The organism is Arenibacter palladensis, assembly GCF_900129275.1.
GTDB lineage: Bacteria > Bacteroidota > Bacteroidia > Flavobacteriales > Flavobacteriaceae > Arenibacter > Arenibacter palladensis.
Genome location: NZ_FQUX01000001.1, coordinates 1,425,662 through 1,447,982 on the forward strand (window position 1 = coordinate 1,425,662; position 22,321 = coordinate 1,447,982).

At 40.3% G+C, this 22,321-nt stretch carries 11 protein-coding genes; 9 read left to right on the top strand and 2 right to left on the bottom strand.

The features are described from left to right. Window positions 1–142: 142 nt before the first annotated feature. From BUA60_RS05675 to BUA60_RS05695, 5 genes are all read left to right on the top strand, one after another. Entirely contained in the window at window positions 143–3,637 is a 3,495-nt protein-coding gene (locus tag BUA60_RS05675) for a TonB-dependent receptor (protein WP_218587888.1), read from the top strand. A gap of 19 nt (window positions 3,638–3,656) precedes the next feature. After that, a complete protein-coding gene (locus tag BUA60_RS05680; RefSeq protein ID WP_072860703.1) occupies window positions 3,657–5,468 on the top strand; it encodes a RagB/SusD family nutrient uptake outer membrane protein in 1,812 nt (603 codons plus the stop codon). Between the two features lie 351 nt (window positions 5,469–5,819). Next, complete coding sequence (locus tag BUA60_RS05685) at window positions 5,820–7,685, top strand: sulfatase-like hydrolase/transferase (RefSeq protein WP_178346966.1); 1,866 nt, start codon at window positions 5,820–5,822, stop codon at window positions 7,683–7,685. Window positions 7,686–7,871: 186 nt separating this feature from the next. Beyond that, window positions 7,872–9,269, top strand: a complete 1,398-nt coding sequence (locus BUA60_RS05690) for a sulfatase family protein (protein WP_072860704.1) — start codon at window positions 7,872–7,874, stop codon at window positions 9,267–9,269. A 290-nt stretch (window positions 9,270–9,559) separates the two neighbouring features. Continuing rightward, complete coding sequence (locus BUA60_RS05695; RefSeq protein ID WP_072860705.1) at window positions 9,560–11,290, top strand: FAD-dependent oxidoreductase; 1,731 nt, start codon at window positions 9,560–9,562, stop codon at window positions 11,288–11,290. A gap of 118 nt (window positions 11,291–11,408) precedes the next feature. Here BUA60_RS05695 and BUA60_RS05700 read toward each other — a convergent pair whose 3' ends face one another. Further along, window positions 11,409–12,740, bottom strand: a complete 1,332-nt coding sequence (locus BUA60_RS05700; RefSeq protein WP_072860706.1) for an MBL fold metallo-hydrolase — start codon at window positions 12,738–12,740, stop codon at window positions 11,409–11,411. A 370-nt stretch (window positions 12,741–13,110) separates the two neighbouring features. Next, window positions 13,111–13,710: an RNA polymerase sigma factor gene (locus BUA60_RS05705; RefSeq protein WP_072860707.1), complete on the bottom strand. Its 600-nt coding sequence runs from the start codon at window positions 13,708–13,710 to the stop codon at window positions 13,111–13,113. A gap of 119 nt (window positions 13,711–13,829) precedes the next feature. Here BUA60_RS05705 and BUA60_RS05710 point away from each other — a divergent pair, with 119 nt between their 5' ends. The 4 genes from BUA60_RS05710 (at window position 13,830) to BUA60_RS05725 (ending at window position 21,930) form a co-directional block, all read left to right on the top strand. Further along, window positions 13,830–14,993: a FecR family protein gene (locus BUA60_RS05710; RefSeq protein WP_084532488.1), complete on the top strand. Its 1,164-nt coding sequence runs from the start codon at window positions 13,830–13,832 to the stop codon at window positions 14,991–14,993. 151 nt (window positions 14,994–15,144) lie between these two features. Next, complete coding sequence (locus BUA60_RS05715) at window positions 15,145–18,495, top strand: SusC/RagA family TonB-linked outer membrane protein (protein WP_072860709.1); 3,351 nt, start codon at window positions 15,145–15,147, stop codon at window positions 18,493–18,495. Window positions 18,496–18,510: 15 nt separating this feature from the next. Beyond that, complete coding sequence (locus tag BUA60_RS05720) at window positions 18,511–20,109, top strand: RagB/SusD family nutrient uptake outer membrane protein (RefSeq protein WP_072860710.1); 1,599 nt, start codon at window positions 18,511–18,513, stop codon at window positions 20,107–20,109. A gap of 297 nt (window positions 20,110–20,406) precedes the next feature. After that, entirely contained in the window at window positions 20,407–21,930 is a 1,524-nt protein-coding gene (locus BUA60_RS05725; RefSeq protein ID WP_072860711.1) for a sulfatase, read from the top strand. The last annotated feature ends 391 nt before the right edge of the window (window positions 21,931–22,321 follow it).

Sequence of the window (22,321 nt, forward strand, 5' to 3'; positions counted from 1 at the left end):
AAATAAACTATGACATAGAATTTCGAATTGAATCTTCGTCACTCTGAATTCATAAAAAAGAACCGGAAAATGCGCTAACATTCCCCGGTTAAAAAGAGTGATCGAGTAATTATTTACTAACCACACTTAAACATTCAAAAATATGAAAAAACCACTTAACCAGCGGAGGTTAGGCAAACCTTTGTTGAAATTTGACTTAAAAATGAAACTGACCACGCTACTGTTGTTTACCACTCTATTAGGTTTACAGGCCAATGATAGCTATGCGCAAAAGACTAAGGTTACCTTGGCCGTAGAGAACGCTACAGTGCGGGACATTATTGATGACATTGAATCTACTACGAAATTCCGATTTATTTATAAGGTAAAGGATGTAAACCTACAGCGTAAATTATCCTTGAGTGTTAATAAGGAGCACATTGATACCGTATTGAGAAGTTTATTCGGTAGTACACACACCGCATATAAAGTGCGCGGGACACAAATTATCTTAACTCAAGACGAAAATTTAAAAATTCCTCAAACGGTTTCTAAACAATCCGATAATGACAGTAAACAGGATCAAGTTCTGGTTTCGGGTCTAATTACCGATGAATCTGGCGTCCCTATGCCAGGAGCCAATATTGTAGAAAAAGGCACTACCAATGGTACCCAGGCCGATTTTGACGGTAAGTTTTCAATTCAATTGGACAGTGAAAATGCAACGCTTGTAGTATCATATATTGGATTTGCAACACAAGAAGTCGCTCTTAATGGAAGAACGGATATCTCAGTTATTCTAAAAGAGGATGCCGCTGGCCTTGATGAAATTGTTGTGGTAGGATATGCCACCCAAAAGAAGTCTACCTTAACTGGTTCGGTAAGTACTATGCAAGGGAAGGAAATAGCGAGCATCCCTACTTCCAATGTTTCCCAGAATCTTGCCGGTAGGATGACCGGTGTTAGTATGAGGCCAAATGGTGGTGCTCCTGGAAGTGATAACCCGGATATTTATATTCGAGGGGTTGTCTCTACGGGTAATACTAGCCCTTTGATCGTGGTAGATGGAATACGCAGGGACAACATGAGCCAAATAGACCCCAATGTAATCGAGTCCGTAACCGTACTTAAGGATGCGGCCGCAGTTGCGCCTTTTGGTATTGGGGGTGCCAATGGGGTTATTGTTATTACTACCAAAAAAGGCAAGACTGGTAAACCTACAATCAGTTTGAGCAGTTCTTATGGTTTTCAAAACCCGACCTACCTTCCAGAAATGCTGAGTGCCCGGGATTATATGGCCTTGCAGAATGAAGGATACTTTAATTTAAACCCTTCGGGAACTACTCCTCCGAATGATCCGGGCCTTATAGCCGATTACAACCAATTACACTTGTCAGATCCATACAAATACCCAGACTCCAATTTTACGGATGAGTTTGCAAAAAATACAGGGGTATCCATTAACAACTTCCAGATAAGTGGAGGGACCGATGTGATAAAATATAATGCCGGTCTGGGTTACTTTGATCAAGAGGGAATTTTTGACCCCGTAGGCTACCAACGGTATAACTACAACATGAGTTTGGATATTCAGGCCACCAAGACCACCAAGTTCGGAATGTCACTTTACGGTTCTATAGAGCATACGGACGGTATCGATGCCGATGAAAACCTGACCCACTTAATGAGAAGTTTCTATAAGTTTGTGCCTATACAAACCTTGAGATACCCGGAAGGGGACAAATGGGGCGAATCTTCGGGAGGTAGCCCAGTAGGGGTATTGGAGTCCGAAGGTTATCGCAAGGATGAGGATAATACCTTACTCAGTTCGGTTTATGTTGAACAAGAATTACCTTTTATTCCTGGATTAAAGGTGAAGGGGGTTTTTAGTTATGACCCCACTACGAACAATGATAAACTTTGGCACGTCCCTTTTATTTTTTATAATATTGACCTGGATCAGCAACCTTATACCTATACCGAGGCAATTTCCCTGCAGGAAGGTGCCGGACAGCCATATACTTGGCTGCAGTTGGAAAACCGTAGGCAAACAAAATTCACCTATCAAGGGTACCTTAATTATGATCGTATTTTTGGGGACCATAGTGTTTCCGCCTTGTTCGTGGCAGAGGCTCGCGAGACCAAAAATGACTTTTTCAATGCCCGTAGGAACAATTTTGCTATTGAAATAGATGAGTTGAGCTTGGGAAGTTCAGATAAATTGGATTATGATAATGGCGGATCTTCAGGAACTGCAAGTGAGATCGGTTATGTATATCGTTTAGGATATACTTTTAAGGATAAATATATCCTGGAAGCCTCTGGTAGGTATGATGGACACTATTCCTTTGCACCAGGAGAACGTTGGGGCTATTTCCCAGCTTTTTCAGCCGCATGGAGAATATCTGAGGAAAGTTTTATGAAGGAGATGACCTCCGTCAATAGTTTAAAGGTTAGGTCCTCCTGGGGTAAATCGGGGAACCTTCCCTATATCGATGGCAATCTTGCCGCATTTCAATATTTGGCAGGATACGATTTACGTGGTAACGCCTATGCCTTTGGAAATGGAAGCCTTGTACAGGGGTCTAGGGTAAGTACAGAGCCCAACCCCAATATTACATGGGAAATATCGACCAAATTTGATATAGGTTTTGACCTTACTATGTGGAACGGTCTTTTTAATATGGAGTTCGACTTCTTCCACGAGGATCGAACTGGAATGCTTCTTGCACCGCAGGTTACTGTGCCGGTTGAATACGGTTTGGCCCTTTCCCAAGAAAACAAGGGGTCTATGGATAACAACGGATTTGAAGTGGGATTGGGAACCCAAAAAATGTGGGATAATGGTTTTCGATTTTCCCTTAATGCCAACCTTAGCTATGCCGAGAACAATATGTTGGAGGTGTTCCAATCGGATGCGGAAAGGGACAATCCTAATAGAACTAGGGTAGGACGACCCTTTGGAACGCCCTATGGTTATAAATCTCTGGGTCTTTTCTCTACGGCCGATGATACCAACGGAGACGGAATTATAAACAGTACGGATGGCTATAACGTGGTACAATTTGGGGATTTGCACCCAGGAGACGTTAGGTATGCGGATTTAAGTGGCCCTGATGGCACACCTGATGGGATAATCGATTCGAATGACCAAACGGTAATAGGTAATCCTGTTTACCCGTCGGTTACCTATGGTTTTAACACCACGGCGGAGTATAAGGGCTTTAACCTTTCCTTATTTTTCCAGGGGGTGGCTAATTCGGACATTAATATCCAAACTTTTTTGACATCCCCTTTTGCCAATAATGGAAGTAATACCTCGTATGAATATTTCAACAACAGATGGACCCCGGACCATCAAAATGCAAGTTATCCCAGGGCTACACCCTCACCATATTCCAACAATACGCAAGCTTCAGATTTTTGGATGGTAGATACAGGATACGTACGTCTTAAAACTGCAGTTTTGGGTTATACCCTTCCAAAAAGCGTGTCCGAAAAGCTAAATATGGAATCGATAAGTTTGCGTTTAACGGGACAGAACCTGTTTACCATAAGTAAATTGGATTTTATAGACCCAGAATTGGGGTATACCGATCGTGAAAACTCCTATCCTATTACTAAGACATTGTCTTTTGGAGTCGATATTTCTTTTTAACTTAAAAATCATAAAAACCATGAAAGGATTAATATATAAAATCAGTACTATTGGAATCTGTGCATCGCTCTTATTGGGTGCCATTTCATGTGATACGGAGGATTTTCTGGAGAACGAGAATAAATCCAAACTTACCGATGCCACCCAATGGGCCTCAGAAGCCAATGCCGATATCTTTATCAATGACGTCTACAGTGAAATTCCCAGGATTTGTACACTGGCGGAGCAATTAGATTATTATACCGATGACTACAACATTAGTCATTACTATACGGCTTCCAACTGGAGACAGGGAATATGTCAGGCACCATCCTCTAGCAATGATAGCCCATGGGGCGGTACTTATGGCCCTACAAATGGGTATACTTGGAGAAACTTTTTCGTAAAATTGAGGAAATGCAACACGGGAATTCAAAAATTGGAGGAGAACAGGGAAAACTATTCGGACGAGTATTACGTACAACGGGTGGCCGAACTTAGGTTTTTACGAGCTTTCTTTTATAGCGAGTACTTTATGCATGTTGGCGGCTTGCCTATTATCACTGAGCCACTGGACAGAAATACCATGAGCGAGGATGAACTCCTGGTTCCCAGATCAACATTCGAAGAAACCTTTAATTTTATTACGGGAGAACTTGGTGCTATCGTTGATGATGGTAGTTTGGAAGTAAAATATAATAACGGGAATGGTGACGCAGGTCGCGCCACCTTGGGAGCTGCCCTGGCTCTAAAAGGATGGCTGGAATTGTTTGCCGCAAGTCCTTTGTTCAACAGCGGTACTGCATATCTTTCGGATCCTGGAAATTTCGTGCATTTCGCAACAGCTGATGCTGGACGTTGGGCGACTGCGGCGGCGACGAACAAAAGGTTTATCGATCTTTATGATGGCACCTATGATCTGTTCGACGACCTTCCAAATCTTTGGCGGGCTTCCAATGAATACAATGAGGAGATTATTTGGGATAGACAAATTGTGGCCAATGTGGGCGGAATGGGATCCAATTATGAAAGACGCGGTGGACCTACCTATGTATTGGGCAATTACCTGACCTGGGGGAATTATAACCCTACCCAGGAATTGGTAGATCAGTTTGCCATGGCCAATGGATTGCCTATTACCGACCCGGCTTCCGGGTATGATCCTCAAAACCCTTATGAAAACAGGGAAAAGCGCTTCTATGATTTTATTGTTTATGACGGGGCTACTTACAAATTGGATTGGATGCCTACAGAGGATATTATCTATACCCGTATCGATGAGACCTATGCCAATCCAGACAAGACCAACCAGATAGACCTTGCAGGTAAGACCGATGTTGGGGATTCTGGCTATTACCAAAAGAAACGATTGAATCCAGATGCGGCCCCTGGAAACGATGCCAGCGGACAGAATGATGTTTTCTATAGGTATGCAGAAGTTCTATTGAACTATGCCGAGGCGCAGAACGAAGCCGTTGGGCCGGATCCATCTGTCTACAATGCTATCAACAGAGTCAGGGATCGTTCAGACCTTCCAGACCTTCCGGCCGGCCTCAGCAAAGAAGAGATGAGAGAAGCAATCCATAAGGAACGTAGGGTAGAACTGTGTTTTGAGAACAAGAGATATTTTGACAACAAGCGCTTGATGCAGCAGGAGGAGACTATGGGAGTCCCAAGACACAATATGGTCATCAGGAATTCAAGCCCCGTGGATAATTCTGGTACTTGGGTCTACAGCGTCGAGGAAGAGGTGAAATATACGGCCAAGTTTGAGGCCAAACAATATATGAGCCCAATTCCACAAGATGTTATAGATCAAAATCCAAATATTGAACAAAATCCGGGATATTAGGAGCTAGGCTTCATATAAAAGTTTTTAATAAGAGGCTGAACGAAAATTTATTGATTTATATAGCTGTTGTATATATTTTATGGCTAAAAGCGATAATTTTTGTTCAGACTCTTTTTTTTTAGTGTTTTACTTTGCGGGGTAAACCTGTAAAATTATTTACCCATTAGCCTTATGAAAACCTTTCGTTTGGGAGCTGTGTTCCAAAAAATGGAATAGGTATAAGTATTAGGATGTGTTATTGCCAAATTTTTGGACAACCATTTACTCCCTTTATGGAATCTCGGAAATTCTATAAAAATTAGGGATAAAATATAAATGATCCAACCCATCATAAATGAAAAATCTTTAAAGATGTACTCAAAATTAATTCTATATATTTCAGTATTAGGTCTCTTGTCGGCCAACTTTTCCTTTTCCCAATCTAAGACCGAATTGCCTAATATTCTCTGGATTGTAGCCGAAGACCTAAGCCCCTATTTAGGTTGCTATGGCGATGCCAATGCCATTACACCCAACTTGGACAAATTGGCAACTGAAGGTACCCGTTATCTTAATGCCTTTGCCAATACCGCTGTTTGTGCCCCTGCCAGATCCACCTTGATTACAGGGATGTACGCCTCCACCACTGGCACTCATAACATGAGAAGCACCTATAACATTCCTTCTTATATAAAGAGCTATTCCCAGTATTTAATAGATAAGGGCTATTATTGTACAAATAACGCCAAGGAAGATTACAATTCGTCCATGTTGAAACGGAACATATGGGACGAAAGCTCGGATAAGGCACATTATAAGAATAAAAAGAAAGGCCAACCTTTCTTTGCCATTTTTAATGTAGGAATTTCGCATGAGCACGTAATCCATAATTATGACCCTAAGGATCTTGTCCATGATCCCTCAAAAATGAATTTACCTCCTTATCATCCCGATAGTCCGGATATTAGAAAGGATTGGGCAAAATCATACGATAACATCACGTTGATGGATAAACAGGTTGGGGAAATTCTAAAGGATCTTAAAAAAAGTGGACAAGAGGATAACACTATTGTTTTCTTCTATGGTGATCACGGGGGCATTTTGCCAAGAAGCAAAAGGTTTTTATACGATACGGGAACACGTGTGCCACTCCTAATTAAATTTCCGCCAAAGTATATGAAACTGGCTCCTACCAAGCCCAATGGCACGGACGATCGATTGGTTAGTTTTATAGACTTTGGTCCAACGGTCATGAGCCTCGCTGGGATTCCTACGCCTGAACATATGGACGGAAAGCCATTTTTGGGAAAGTATAACTCTGAAGCACCTGACCATGTTAATTTTTTTCGAGGCAGGATGGATGAACGCATCGATTATATGCTGGGGGTATGTGATAAAGGTTATCGGCTCATTTATAATTTCTATCCCGATCGACCTACAGGTCAGCATATTTCATATCTGTGGAGAGCTGCTTCGGCCCGGGCTTGGGAGCAGGCCTATAGAAATGGGCAATGCAGTGAAGCGCAAAGCTATTTTTGGGAGAAAAAACCAACTGTGGAACTATACGATATGAAGAATGACCCTTGGGAGATCAATAATCTTGCAGATAAACCAGAATACAAAATAGTACAGGAAAAACTTTTTGGGAAGTTGATAGATAATGCCATCAATACCAAGAATGCCTCTTTTATACCGGAATCCGAGCTTATTGAAATTAATAGAACAGGAACAATATATGAGTATGCCCAATCTGAAAATTATCCTATTGAGCAAATTGTAGATGTTGCAATTAAGTCGGCTACCGGAGATGAGGACAACTATGCTCTATTTCAAAAAGGGATTACCCATAAAAATGCCACGGTACGCTATTGGAGTTTAATAGGACTGACACGGATTGCCGCCCAAGAATGGGATACGCAGCAAGCTATAAAGGAATTATTGAACGATGATTGCCCCGATGTAGCTATTCTGGCCGCAAAAACCTTATATCAAATTGGGCAAACCGGTATTGCAAGCGAAACAATTTCTAAATATCTGAATGAGGAACATCTAGGCATTAAATTGATTGCGATAAATGCCATTCAGCAAATTGGTGATGGGGCATTTGCTCATTTCAAGAGTCAATTGGACAACGTTTATAAGTTGAATTCCTTAAAAGATGGAGGAAGCAACACTATATATATCAAGGATATTATAAGCGAAGGTGAAAAAAGGATAGGTACAAATAAAAATCAATAATACTATACCGTCAATCTTGAGTTAGTTTAGTTCAAAGGAACATTGGGAAACCACTGTTCCTTTTTTTTGCCATTTTATAATATGTTTTGATGCCAGTAATTGACACCACAACAAATCTGCATTTCATGGTATGGGTTTATTTATTTTTTGCAATCTTTATACACCACTAAATTTTAAATAGACCAAATGAACGTATTCAAAAAATCAATAGGAATTGAATTGGCATTGCTTTTTTTACTTTTTTACCAGGGAGCTTTTTCCCAAACTCAGGAGAAGAACAGGCCCAACGTCATTGTAATTTTGACCGATGACCAGGGATCCATAGATTTGAATAGTTATGGGGCTACCGACCTGCATACCCCAAATATGGATAGGTTGGCGAAGGAAGGTGTAAGGTTTACCCAATTCTATGCTGGAGCACCGGTATGTTCACCATCACGTGCCGCCCTAATGACCGGGAAGACCAATTTACGGGCAGGTCTGGAGGGTAATGTTCCAATACCCGAACGAGCGGAAATTAGTGGGGAACATGGATTGCCTACCGAGCAGATCACTATGGCAGAGATGCTTAAGCCAAATGGCTATTATACGGCCCTGATTGGTAAGTGGCACCTTGGTCATAGGGAACAGAACTTGCCCAACGGACAGGGATTTGATTATTTCTTTGGACATCAGCGAGGTTGCATTGATAATTATTCCCACACCTTTTATTGGGACGGGCCCAACAAACACGACCTGTATAGAAATTCAGAGGAGGTATATTATGATGGCCAACATTTTTCCGATTTAATGGTGGAAGAAGTCAAACAGGTTATCAACCATAGACAGGACGAGCCTTTTTTTATTTATTGGGCGTTTAATGCACCGCACTATCCCTATCAAGGTACCACAAAGTGGTTGGAGCATTACAAGGACCTTCCAACGCCAAGAAGGGAATACGCCGCTTTCGTGTCCAATACGGATGAGAAAATTGGTGATGTCTTGGATTATCTGGACGAGATGGGTATAGCGGATAACACTATTGTTGTTTTCCAATCAGATCACGGGCATTCCTTGGAGGAAAGGGCATTTTGGGGAGGAGGTAATGCTGGGCCTTATAGGGGAAGCAAATTCAGTTTGTTCGAAGGGGGTATCCGTGTGCCGGCTATAATACGTTATCCAGGAATTATTCCCGCAAATGAAGTTCGCGATCAGTTGAGTATGGAAATGGATTGGTTTACTACTATAGCAGAATTGACCAACTCCAAAGTGCCCGATAATTTGGATGGAAAAAGTCTTATGCCCATTATTCTGGATAATAAAAAGGAATCAGTTCATGAGGTAGTGCACTGGCAATTGGGGAGTTATGACGACAAAATGGCCCAATGGGCAGTGCGCAAAGGTCCTTGGAAACTTATTGGAAATGTAAGAGAACCTGTTGTTGAAGGGAAGAAAATCGAGTTGGAAAAATTATACTTGTTGAATTTGGAAAATGACATTGGTGAAAAGAACAATTTGGCCGAGTCCAATCCGAAAAAGTTGAACGAACTATTACAGTTACATTCTTCTTGGATAAAATCGGTGCGGTCAGAAATGAAGCAGTAGGTAATTTTATATTAGTTTAATGTTAGTCTCAAAATTGTTTGAGTTAGTTTAGAGTAACAAGGAACATTGGGAAACCATTGTTCCTTTTTTTGATACTTGTTTTTGGTGTTTCATTCTTAAACGTAAAGTGGATAACTTAATGGAATTGAACTACGCTACAAATCACAGATATTCACCATACCGATATCAACACTTAGCTTGAGGTGAAAAAATGACTATTTTAGTTCTGTTGTCAATATCGTTAATTGTCCAGCAATTAGCAGTAAAGGTATTTTCGTAATTTACTTCCCATGAAAAGAAGAATTTTTTTTGGCAATTTGGCCGCAGGTACGGGGTTGTTGGTTTTAAACCCCATTTATGCATCCCAAGGAAAAAAGCATTCTAAAAAAGTCAATAGTATAAATATAGAAGGTAGGACCTTAAAAGCAGATCTTGTAATAATCGGTGGCGGAACGGGTGGTTGCGCCACGGCCTTTGGGGCGCTTCGCAACGGTTTGACCGTAATAATGACCGAGGAAACAGATTGGATTGGCGGTCAATTAACGCAACAGGGCGTACCCCCTGATGAGCATAAATGGATCAATGATTTTGGGGCTACCGCGTTATATAGGGAGTTTAGAAAAAAAGTTAGGGCCTATTATCGCAATAATTATCCAATAAAAGAACAGCATGCCGATAACGAGAGGTTTAATCCTGGGAATGCCAGTGTTTCGGAAATTAGCCATGAGCCCAAAATTTCGTTACGGGTGTTGGAAACCATGTTCGACCCTTATATCAGTGCCGGTAAACTGGTCCTATTAAGGGAAACAGTGGCTTTGGACGCCTCTACCAAGGGGAACAAAGTGCAATCGGTAAGGGTTATAAACCTTTCCACAGGGGAGAAAAGGAATTTAGAGGCGCCTTTCTTTGCGGACGCAACAGAATTAGGCGATTTATTGCCCATGACAGGTACAGAGTATGTTACCGGTGCCGAAGCCAAATCCGATACAGGAGAACTACATGCGGCAGAAATAGCAGATCCTACAAATAATCAGGCCTTTACGGTCTGTTATGCCATGGACTATAGGCCCAATGAGGATTGGACTATAGACAAACCCGAGGAGTATGGGTTTTGGCGCGACTTTACCCCAGAAATGAAAATGCCTTGGGTGGGAAAATTACTCGAGCTCAACTATTCCAACCCGCAAACCCTCTTGCCAAAGAATTTGGGTTTTGATCCTCGGGGAAATCATATGAAGGAGGTATTGAACCTGTGGATGTATCGCAGGATATTGGCCAAGGATAATTTTGAGGAAGGTTTTCTTACAGGAGATATCACCCTGGTCAACTATCCCCAAAACGATTATTTTTTAGGTAATATCGTCGATGTTAGCGACAGTGAATTGAAACATCATATCAATAGGGCCAAGCAATTAAGTCTGTCCCTGTTGTACTGGCTGCAAACCGAAGCACCTAGGCCAGATGGAGGTTGGGGCTGGCCAGGTATTAGACTGCGACCTGATGTAATGGGAACGAATGATGGATTGGCAAAATATCCCTATATACGGGAGGCTAGAAGAATTAAGCCTTTATTCCGTATCACGGAACATCATGTGGGAAAAACCCAAAGAGCAAGTATTCAAGGCGTTTCGGAAGCTGAAGCCCGTGCCCATAATTTTGAGGATAGTGTGGGGATAGGATATTATCATATTGATCTGCATCCAAGTAGTGGAGGGGATAATTATATCGATTTTGCTTCCCTTCCATTTCAAATTCCGTTAGGAGCGCTAATTCCACAACGGATGGGAAATATATTTCCCGTAAATAAAAATATTGGAACCACCCACCTTACCAACGGATGTTACAGACTGCACCCCGTGGAATGGAGTATTGGTGAGACCATAGGGATGTTTGTGCCTTTTTTAATGGAAACGGGACGAAGCCCCCAAGAGGTTTACAAAGATCCTGCTGCGGTGCGGAAATTTCAAAGCCTCATTCGTAGTCAAGGAGTAGATACGCATTGGCCTTACGAAAAAATGTGATTGAAATGAGAGAGGTTTGCGTATCTAATTTTCGAGCATGACAGGATTTTGTTTTTTTGTTGGACAATAACGCGGAAACCTAGTAAGATATTAATAACAGGGGAGGCTTTTTTTATTCTCATTGCTTAAACTGGGTCACATGATCGCTCAGGTCAAAAACGGTCGCGCCATCCAATTTGCTTTCTATAATGCTACTTCCTGCCGCACTCCGATAGCCGCCGCCACAGTGCACTATAATAGGTTTGTTGGACGGGATTTTGGCTGCTGTTTTCCGCAATTCGTTTAATGGAATGGTCATTGCGCTTCCAAAGATTTTACCTTCGGCAACCTCGCTCTCGTTGCGAATGTCAACAATGGTATATTGCTCGGGATTTTTTTTAAAATCCAAAAGATCCAATTGGGGTGTTTTAATCAGGTTTTCTTTGGGAAGGGTCAATACCATATGCAGTTGCTTTTCATATCCAATTTTTGCCACTCGTTGCAAGACTGTTTCCAAATCATTTGGGGCGTCTATGACCAAGCTGAATTTTTCCTCCGGTTTAATGATGGCACCCAACCAAGTTTCAAAGGGGGCCTCTTTAGAGGTTGCCTGAATGTTTATACTTCCTTTTAAGTGTCCTTTTTTAGAAGCGGATTCCTGCCGTACATCCACTATCAATCCTTCAACGGAGGTATTCAGTTTAAAGGGTACTTCAGCAATAGCAGTACGAAGCATTGCCGCGCCCTGTCTGTTCACGTCCACGTTGTATCCAAAATAAGAAGGAATAAAGGGCTGGCTATCCAGCAACTCGTTTATAAATTGTTCTTGTGTCTGTTTCTTAAATGCCCAATTGTCCCTACGCTCATTCCCCAAAGTGCTGCTGCTGGCGTCGGTTTGACTCTTTCCACATAGCGAACCGGCACCATGGGCAGGGTAAATGATAGCCTCATCGGGCAAATTTTTGAACTTCTGCTGTACGGTATGATACATTGACTCAGCCATTTCTTGGCGTTTGGACCTCATATTACCGGCTTTTTCATGAAGGTCAGGTCGACCTACATCGCCAATAAGCAAGGTGTCGCCTGTAAACAATATGGTCTCCTTTCCTTCTCTTGCAACTATGGTAATACTGTCTGGGGAATGGCCGGGGGTGTTGATGGCACTAAGGGTTATTTGTCCAATTTTAATGGTGTTCCCTTCATCAAAGGATTTATGTGGATAATCCGCTCCCAATTTTTTACTGTTGTAGATGGTTGCACCGGTTTCTTGGTGAATTTGCCAATGCGAACTTACAAAGTCTGCATGTGGATGGGTTTCAATGACCGCAATGATCTTGGCTTTATTGGTCTTGGCGAAAGCATAATACTGCATAGGATTGCGTTCAGGGTCAATGATTGCCATTTCCCCATCACTGATTAGGGCATAGGAATAATGTGCTAAGGGTTTGCATTCAAACTGTTTAACTTTCATAGTCAATTTTGTTTAAAGGAATAACAAGACAATATGTAAAAAAATATTTGGCTACACGGGCTCTATCAATATAAGTATTGCGTCTAAAGGAAAAAATGTGTGAGCTAATTTAAGTTGAAGTCAAAATTAAGAGGGAACAGGATTGACTCGTACGCTGGGCTGGCTCTTTGGGCCTTAAGGAGAGTTATTGCAAGAAAAACCTCTAACGCCAATTTCATAGTATTGTTAAACCAAGAAATTTATGGAATAACTTTTTGTTTCCCATTGAAGATTTTGAAGTAATCCAAAAAGTGACTAAACACAACTTTAATAATAATGAAAATAGAATAGTCAAAAATGCCTCTAAACAGCGGGACAAAATTAAATGACTTTATCTTAAGGACGTCTGTCTATTTTGTTTATTGAAATTAAAAAGTAAAAAAAGAACGGCTTCCATTTTTGTGCCCAGTTTTTCGGTTAGAATTTTAAAGGCCCGTGTAATATGACCTTCTACGGTTTTAACGGAGATATTAAGGTATTCGGAGATTTCAGTATGGGTAAGGCCTTCTTTTTTGTTCATTAAAAATATTTCCTTGCATTTGGAGGGTAAATTTTCGATCTCGATATTCATCAATTTAATTAAACTTTCCAATTCTTCCGGTTCTATGTCGACTACCAAATCAATTGCCTCAAAATATTTTTTCTCCAGATATATTACAGGTTTATTCTTGCGATACTGATTGATAAACTCATTATAGACCGATTTATATAAATAACTCTTGATGGATAAGTCTGGATTAATTTTTTTTCTCTTAACCCATACCTTAACAAAAACGTTTTGAACAATATCTTCTGCCATACTATGGTCATGGCATAAGGATTGGACATAAGCACACAAATTCTGATAATAAGAATCCATCAATAGATCATAGGCTTTTGGGTCCCCTGAAATTAATCTTTGAGCCAAAAACAAGTTTTTATGATTTTTCATTGAAATAGGTGATTCTTAATATTAGTTAACAATAATAGTGAATATCTAAAAAAAATCATAAAAAAATAAAGGGGTATTAAAATTTTAAACGTATTAGGTGTATAAGTGTTGAAATTCAAATGGCCGAAATAGAAAAAATAATTGTTAAGTTTTTAAATAAAGAAGCAAATCATTCCGAGTTGGAAAAATTGGAAGATTTACTTAAGAATGAGGGGGACAAGCAAGTCTTCATTAGTTATGTTAAAACACAATACCTAAGTACACTTTCCATGACAGAATACGATGTTAATAAGGCCAAGAAATCTATTAAAGCTAAACTCAAAAAAGACAAGTGCACTAAAAGGGCTAACCTATATAAAAGAATGGGAGTAGCTGCCTCAATAATGTTGGTGTTGGGAATGACATTTTATCTGTTGTATAACACCAAAGCGGTAAACACGCCTGAACCTGAAAAACAACCTAATTTAATTGTAGCAGGTACAGACAAGGCCATTCTAACCCTCGAAAATGGAGATGAGGTGGCTTTGGAAAAAGGAAAAAAATTTCAAACAGGGAAAGCTAGCAGTAATGGGGAGGAATTGGTATATGTTTATAAAGAGCAAAATGAAGCCGCTGTAAAGGAGCAGTTATATAATTATTTGACTATTCCTAGAGGAGGTCAATTCTTTGTCCAATTATCAGATGGTACGGAGGTGTGGTTAAATTCTGAAACCAAATTAAAATATCCAGTAGCATTTAAGGACGGTCATACCCGCAAGGTAGAATTAATCTACGGAGAGGCATATTTTAAGGTGTCGCCAAGCACAGCTCACAAGGGGGCAGCATTTCATGTGCTTACAAAATCCCAAGAAATAGATGTGTTGGGTACTGAATTTAATATTAGGGCCTATAATAATGACCAGATAATGGCCACTACCTTGGTAGAGGGAAAAATTAGAATTCAAAATGGAGGAGTTAGTAAAACCATGTTGCCCAATCAACAGGCAAGAATTGGTAATGAAAGTGATAAAATAGATATTCAGGAAATAGATGTGACCCAAGAAATATCATGGGTAAAAGGTTTGTTTTCCTTTAATGAAAAACCCTTGGAGGAAATAATGACGGTCCTGTCAAGATGGTATGATACCGAGGTTATTTTTGAGAATGCCAAACAAAAAAGGTTTGTATTTACCGGAATATTGGAAAGAACCGAGGAGGTAGAAGATATATTAAAGTTTATTGAGGCCACTAGCGAAGGTCAATTAACCTTCAAAATCAGCGATAAAACAATAATTATTAAATAAAAAAGGAAAAGGCTAGCACCTTCCACAGCAATAGCCTTTTTCCCAGTAGATCAATTAAAACAATGTTTAACTAAACCATTACAAATTTATGAAAATTAAATTAATCAACCGACCACCTTGTCCATTGGGCAAAGTTCTTTTACACTTTTTTATGAAATCCATTATTTTCCTGTTTTGTTCGATTTCATTTGCGCTCGCTCCCCTTAATGGTGAGGCCCAAGATGCTGAGATTATCATTGATACCGATATGTCCCTGACAATAAGACAAGCCTTTCGCCTAATCAATAAACAAACCGATTATAAGTTTATTTATCGGCATGACCTGATTAAAACCGCCCCAAATATCGACCTCAAAAAAGGAGTGATTAAAGCCGGGGAGCTGCTTGATAAATGCTTATCTCCTATAAGTTTTACGTATAATTTCACGGAAGGTGGCACTATTGTCGTGAAGAAAAAGCTCATAGAATCAGTTGATAGCGGTCAAGCAGTATTGGTGAATCAAAATGTGCAATATCAAGTAAGCGGTACCATTACAGATTTGGATGGTGTTCCTTTACCGGGAGCAAATATTCTTGAAAAGGGAACGACCAATGGAACTCAAGCTGATTTTGATGGGAATTTTTCAATATCTGTAGAAGACGAAAACTCGGTATTGGTAATTTCTTACGTTGGTTTTGCTACAAAAGAAGTGAGCCTAAATGGACAGACTAATTTTAACATTATATTGGAGGAAAGCGCTGCCGATTTGGATGAGGTAGTTGTAGTTGGGTATGGTACTCAAGAAAAAGTAAATGTTGCCGGTGCTGTGGCGCAAATTAATGGAAAGGCATTACAAGACAGGCCGGTTACCAATGTTTCCGAAGCATTGCAAGGCCAAATTCCTGGAGTAACTGTTCAGCCTACATCTGGGCAGCCGGGGGCCGGATTTAATATTACAATCAGAGGTGCGTCATCTTTAAATGGTGATGGTGCCTTGGTTATTGTCGATGGTATTCCTGGAGTTTTAAACAATATTAATCCCAATGACATTGAAACCATTTCAATACTAAAAGATGGTGCATCTGCATCTATTTATGGGTCACGTGCTTCAGAAGGTGTAATTCTTGTAACCACCAAAAAAGGATATAAAAATCAGGCATTGACTGTACAATATAATGTGAATGCAAGTATCAAAAAGCCCACTATTGTACCGGAACAAATGTCTCCATTGGAATCGGCCACCTTTGGAAATTTTGCTACTGCGAACGCAGGTCAGGGAGCTTTATACCCACAATATGTTTTGGATGCACTGGCAGATCCCAACGTAACCGCAGTACCCAATCAGAACAATGCCAGGGACTTCTTTTTTACAGGTGATTTTGATTGGGTAGATTATTTTTATGATCAATCCTTCCAACAATCCCATGAGTTATCTATCCGTGGAGGTGGAGAAAGAAATACGTACCGAATGTCCGTTTCATGGCTGGATCAAAACGGTTATTTCTCAAAGTATGGCCCCGATAGCTTTGACCGTTATAGTATAAGAGCGAATCTGACCAACGATTTAATTCCCGAAAAACTGATTTTGACCACCAATCTTAGTTTTACCAGTACCGATCAATTGCAATCATCTCTTTTTGAGACACTTATTGAAAGTGTTTTTGATAATGGAAGGAATCAGGAATTATTTGATCCAAATGGAAACTACTCCCGTTATAGATTCCAGCAGAATACGTTGCAATTGTTGAGAGAAGCGGGATTTGATGAAAACATTGACAATAGGTTTGAAGGTAGAATTGGACTTAACTGGAATGTTACCGAAGATTTCACCCTTGAAGGATTGGTCGGGTATAATGTGGGTTGGGCCAAAGGAACATTATTCGGTCGCGGATATTTTAAAAATGATACGGACGGAGAAATTGTAGATCCGGGGGGGGTGCCTAGGTGGGTGAATCAGCCTAATAGGGTTATTTTAAACAATACCTATAACAGGTTCTATAACACACAGTTGATTGTCAGATATACCAAATCGGTCGGTGAGCACGCCTTTAATATTATGGCGGGGACCTCTGTTGAGGAAAATTATTCTGAAAACACTTCCACACAACGGTTCAATATCCTTGGTAATGAATTGCCTGCTCTGAGTTTAGGGGATCAAGAAACTTCCACAAATTCATGGAGTGCAGGGGAGTGGGGACTATTGTCTTACTTCGGGAGGTTCAATTATAATTTTTATAACCGATATATTTTTGAGGCTACGTTCAGAAGGGATGGCTCTTCCAGATTCTCCGATCTTAACAAATGGGGTCTATTTCCATCGACGTTATTGGCATGGAGGCTAAGCAATGAACCTTTTATGCAATCACAACAAATATTTTCAAATATCAAAATACGTGCTTCTTATGGAGAAACAGGAAACCAATCTGGGATAGGGCTCTACGATCATATCCCCGTGTACAATATTTCAAATGGTGGTATTCCCTTCCTTGGAGGTTTGGGACAGCAGGCATGGAATCCAAGATTACCTTCCGAGCAAAGGAGTTGGGAAACGGTAAAATCTACCAATATTGGAATAGACCTGGGATTTCTTGACCACAGGTTGACGGCCGAATTTGACTACTACGTGAAGAAAAACGAAGATATGCTCATACCCATAGAAATACCGTCCATAATTGGTATTTCGGTTCCCACCAGTAACAATGGTCAATTGGAAACCAAGGGATATGAATTTTTGGTTAATTGGAAAGATAATGTTAATAGTATTGGTCTAAACTATAATATTGGGTTTAATTTTTCCGATCAAAAAGATGAGATTACCAGTTTAGATCAAGAATTTGCAAACCTTTCCTCTGGGATAAGAAATATTCAGGGGTATCCCGTAAATGCCATTTTTGCATACCGGACTGATGGACTCTTTCAAACACAGGAAGAAGTGAACAATAGTGCCACGTTAAACTCTAATGTGGCGCCTGGGGATATAAAATATGTAGATATTGATGAGGATGGCACCATCAGTCAGCCAAATGATGTTGAATATATTGGTTCATTAACACCGCGTAAGCTATATAACATTAATTTGGGAGCAGAGTGGAAAGGTTTTGATTTTGCTCTTTTCTTTCAGGGGGTAGGTAAAAGAAATTATTATTTAAACGTCGATGCCGTTGGTCCATTTATAAATCCCTGGGATAACTGGGCCTTTGCAGAATTACACGATTACTGGACACCTGATAATACGGAGGCACGTTTTCCTAGGCCCTATGCAGGAAATCTTAATTTTCAGTTTTCAGACTATTGGGTACAGGATGCTTCCTATATAAGGTTAAAAAACCTCCAGTTTGGATATTCGCTGTCTCCACAGGTATTAAACAAGATTGGGTTTAGTAATGCTCGAATCTACTTTAGTGGAGAAAATCTATGGGAAAAAACAGATTTAATTTTGTTTGATCCAGAAGTTTCCAATCAGGCCGGTAGATCTTATCCTTTGAACAGGAGTTATTCTTTAGGCCTGAACTTTACATTTTAATATAAAACAAACAACATGAAATATATATATAGTTTGACATTAGCTGTAATCTTCCTTTTTTGCAGCTGTGATAAAGTTCTGGATAAAACACCTTTGGATACTATTTCGTCAAATGTGTTTTGGTTATCGGAAAACGATTTTAAGCTTGCCGCAAATGATCTATATGGTGACATTGATTTAAGTACGACCACAGACGTGAACTCCATAGATTATTACAACGGAAGTACCGTAAGTAACGGAACATTGCAACCCTCCAATACAGATGGTAATATTTGGGCCAATGCGTATACCCGCATCAGAAGGGCCAACGATCTTATTGAAAATGCGGCAACTTCAGCAGTCGATGAGCCGGTGAAAAATCGCTATGTGGCCGAAGCTCGTTTTTTCAGGGCATTTTATCATGCGCTATTGGTGAAAAGATATGGTGATGTTCCTTATGTCGATATGACCTTGGAGTTTTCAGATGTTCTGCTCCCAAAAGACAGTAGGGAAACCGTTGTTAACAAAATCATTTCGGATTTAAACTTTGCGGCCGACAACCTGCCGAAAAAAAGTGAATTGAACTCTGCCGATGAGGGAAGGATAACAAAAGGGGTGGCCTTGGGATATCTTAGCAGAGTGGCCCTTTATGAGGGTACTTGGGCTAAATTCCATAATAGTGGAGGCGATGCCAACAATTTACTTACCGTTGCCAGAGATGCGGCATTGCAAGTAATAAATGATGGGGAATATGAAGTGTTCCAAGCACCATTGGAGGAGTTATTTTTTAATGAAAATCAGGATAATGTTGAAGTAATGCTTTCCATTAGATATGATGAAACACAAACGGGAGTAAGCCCCAGAGGTAGGGGGCATCTCATTGATGCCTTGCAAGATCCTACAAAATATTTAGTGGATTCTTATTTATGTACTGATGGACTTCCCATTGACCGATCAACCCTTTTTCAAGGTTACACCTCATTGGAGTCTGAATTTAAGAACAGGGATCCGCGAATGAAAGCGGCCATTTGGGAACCGGGAACCATGTTCGACGGGCAACCATTAGTTCCTGATTTGACACGGACGGCCACTGGGTATTGGCCAAAAAAACCAGGTGATCCCCTTGCACAAATCGTAACCTTTATTTATACGGATGTTATTTTGATGAGATACGCGGAAGTATTGTTGAACTATGCCGAAGCGGTGTATGAACTTGAAAATGCTATTAGCGATTCTGATTTGGACATTTCAATCAACCAACTTAGAAGCAGAACAGGTGTGAGTATGCCTTCTTTGACCAATGCATTCGCTGCTGCCAATTCCCTAGATATGCGGGGGGAAATTAGAAGGGAAAGAAGAGTAGAATTGGCAGGGGAAGGTTTCCGATATGATGACATTATTCGCTGGAAAACAGCAGAAAATGATTTGCCAAAAGCGGTTTTAGGTGCGTTGTTTCAGCAAAGTGCTTACCCCGAACTTACACCAGGGACCGATGTAATGATAAATTCCGATGGATTCATCCAAGCTGAAGTAGAATCAGCACGTTCTTTTGAAACACCAAAAAATTACTTGTTCCCTTTGCCACTAAGGGAACTTCAATTAAACCCGAATTTGCAACAAAACCCTGGATGGTAAAGTCTTTGATTTTACAATTGGAAAAAGATTTTAAAAATTTAGAGGTTGTTGAGCTAGTTTTTAACGGGACCGGGGCTTTTCTCGGTTCCTTTAAATTTCGCTCAATGGGTAGAGCCTGCTCACGATAATGACCGGTACCCTGAAGACAACACCGCTTTGAGATATACCTGTGAAGGGAGAGGGGACAAAAAAGGTACTAATCCTGAATTTGATGAATTCTGGAATAGTTCGGAATAAAATAGATTTCCGATGTTATTGTAGCCGAATTGAAAAGAATAGATCATTAAAAATTTAAGAATGAACAGTTTGAAAAACCGAGTTAGACAACCCATACTTGTAATGATATTATGTTTTACAATATTCTCAGTTGCGCAGGATTTTAAAGAATCCAAGCCTCCCAACATTATCTTTTTTTTAGTTGATGACATGGGCTGGCAAGATACATCCTTACCGTTCTGGAAAGAAAAAACTCATTTGAACCAGAAGTTCCATACCCCTAACATGGAAAAGTTGGCATCGCAAGGGATGATGTTTACCCAAGCATATGCCAATAGTATTTGTTCCCCTTCACGCACCAGTTTAATGACAGGAATGAACGCCGCTCGCCACAAAGTAACCAACTGGACATTGCGGAAGAATCAGACAGTTGATGCTAAAGATGATTTATTAGAATTTCCTGATTGGAACCTAAATGGGCTGCAGCCGGCAAGCGTAGACAACATTTCAAGGACGATCTCGGCAACAACCTTACCTGAAATACTGCAAAAGAACGGTTATTTTACTATTCATTGTGGCAAAGCCCATTGGGGGGCAGAAGGAACCCCAGGGGCTAACCCCTTGAATCTTGGGTTCGATATTAATATTGCTGGACATTTTGCAGGAGGGGTTGGCTCCTTTGAAGGTATTCATGACTTTAGCGCTGCATGGAGGAATGGCGATTTAATTTGGGATGTTCCCGGGATGAATGAGTACCATGGGAAGGATATTCACTTAACTGATGTGCTTACTATTGAGGCTAAAGACGCTGTGGGTAAAGCGTTGGAAGAAGAGAAGCCATTTTACCTCTATATGTCTCATTATGCGGTACACCAACCTTGGGCACCTCATAAACCATTTTATCAGAAATATATTGATATGGGATTGGATGAAAGTGCCGCTTTGTACGCTTCTATGACGGAAGGTATGGATAAAAGTCTGGGAGAGTTGATGAGTTTTTTGGAGGAAAAGGGTATAGGTGATAACACCGTAATTCTTTTTATGTCGGATAACGGTGGTGTAGGAGGTTCCTCTTTTCCGCTCAATAGTGGTAAAGGATCAGCCTATGAAGGAGGCATACGTGAACCCATGATCGTGAAATGGCCTGGAGTAGTTGAGGAAGGATCGGTATGTAAAGAGTATTTAGTTATTGATGATTATTTTCCTACTATTTTGGAAATTGCTGGGATTGAAGAATACCAAACAAAACAGATAGTTGATGGAAAGAGCTTTGTGCCAATGTTAAAAAAGGAAGGGACAACTGCCGACGGACGCGACTTGTTCTGGCATTTTCCAAATAAATGGGGAGGGAGAGGTCCAGGAATTGGCACAACCAGTACAATCAGAAGTGGAAACTGGAAATTAGTATATTGGTATAAGGATCATAATTTTGAATTGTTTAATATCCCGAATGATATTGGCGAAAAATACAATATGGCTCTACAATACCCTGAAAAAGTAAAAGAACTAGCTTCAAAGTTGGGGAGTTTCTTGAGAGAAGTTGATGCAACACTTCCTATTAATAAGTCTTCTGGTAAGCCAGTTCCTTATCCTGATGAAATCTAAACAAAACAAGGTGTATTCTTTTCACTATCTTATTTAAACTATAACCTTAAAAAAAACGGAGTATGGTTCAAAAATGCTTGATAACAAAGGTGGTTTATTTGAAGATATAGCAACTGGGTTTTGTCATCGGGCAGAAAGGGGTTTTCAATTACGGGCGACTGAAATTCATCCTTTTATGGGGAACCATAGATCATTATTATTACACAAATTAAATTCTAAAAATTTAATGGATTGGGAACGTTAATGATAGTCTCTTATTGATAGTTCTATTTCTGGGCGGATGTCTTCATCATAGGGGATTATCCGAGAAAAAATAGAATGTTTTATGGCAGTTATGTAGATTCCAAAAGAACTTACGAATCTGTGTAAATTTAAAATCCCGAAAAATTGA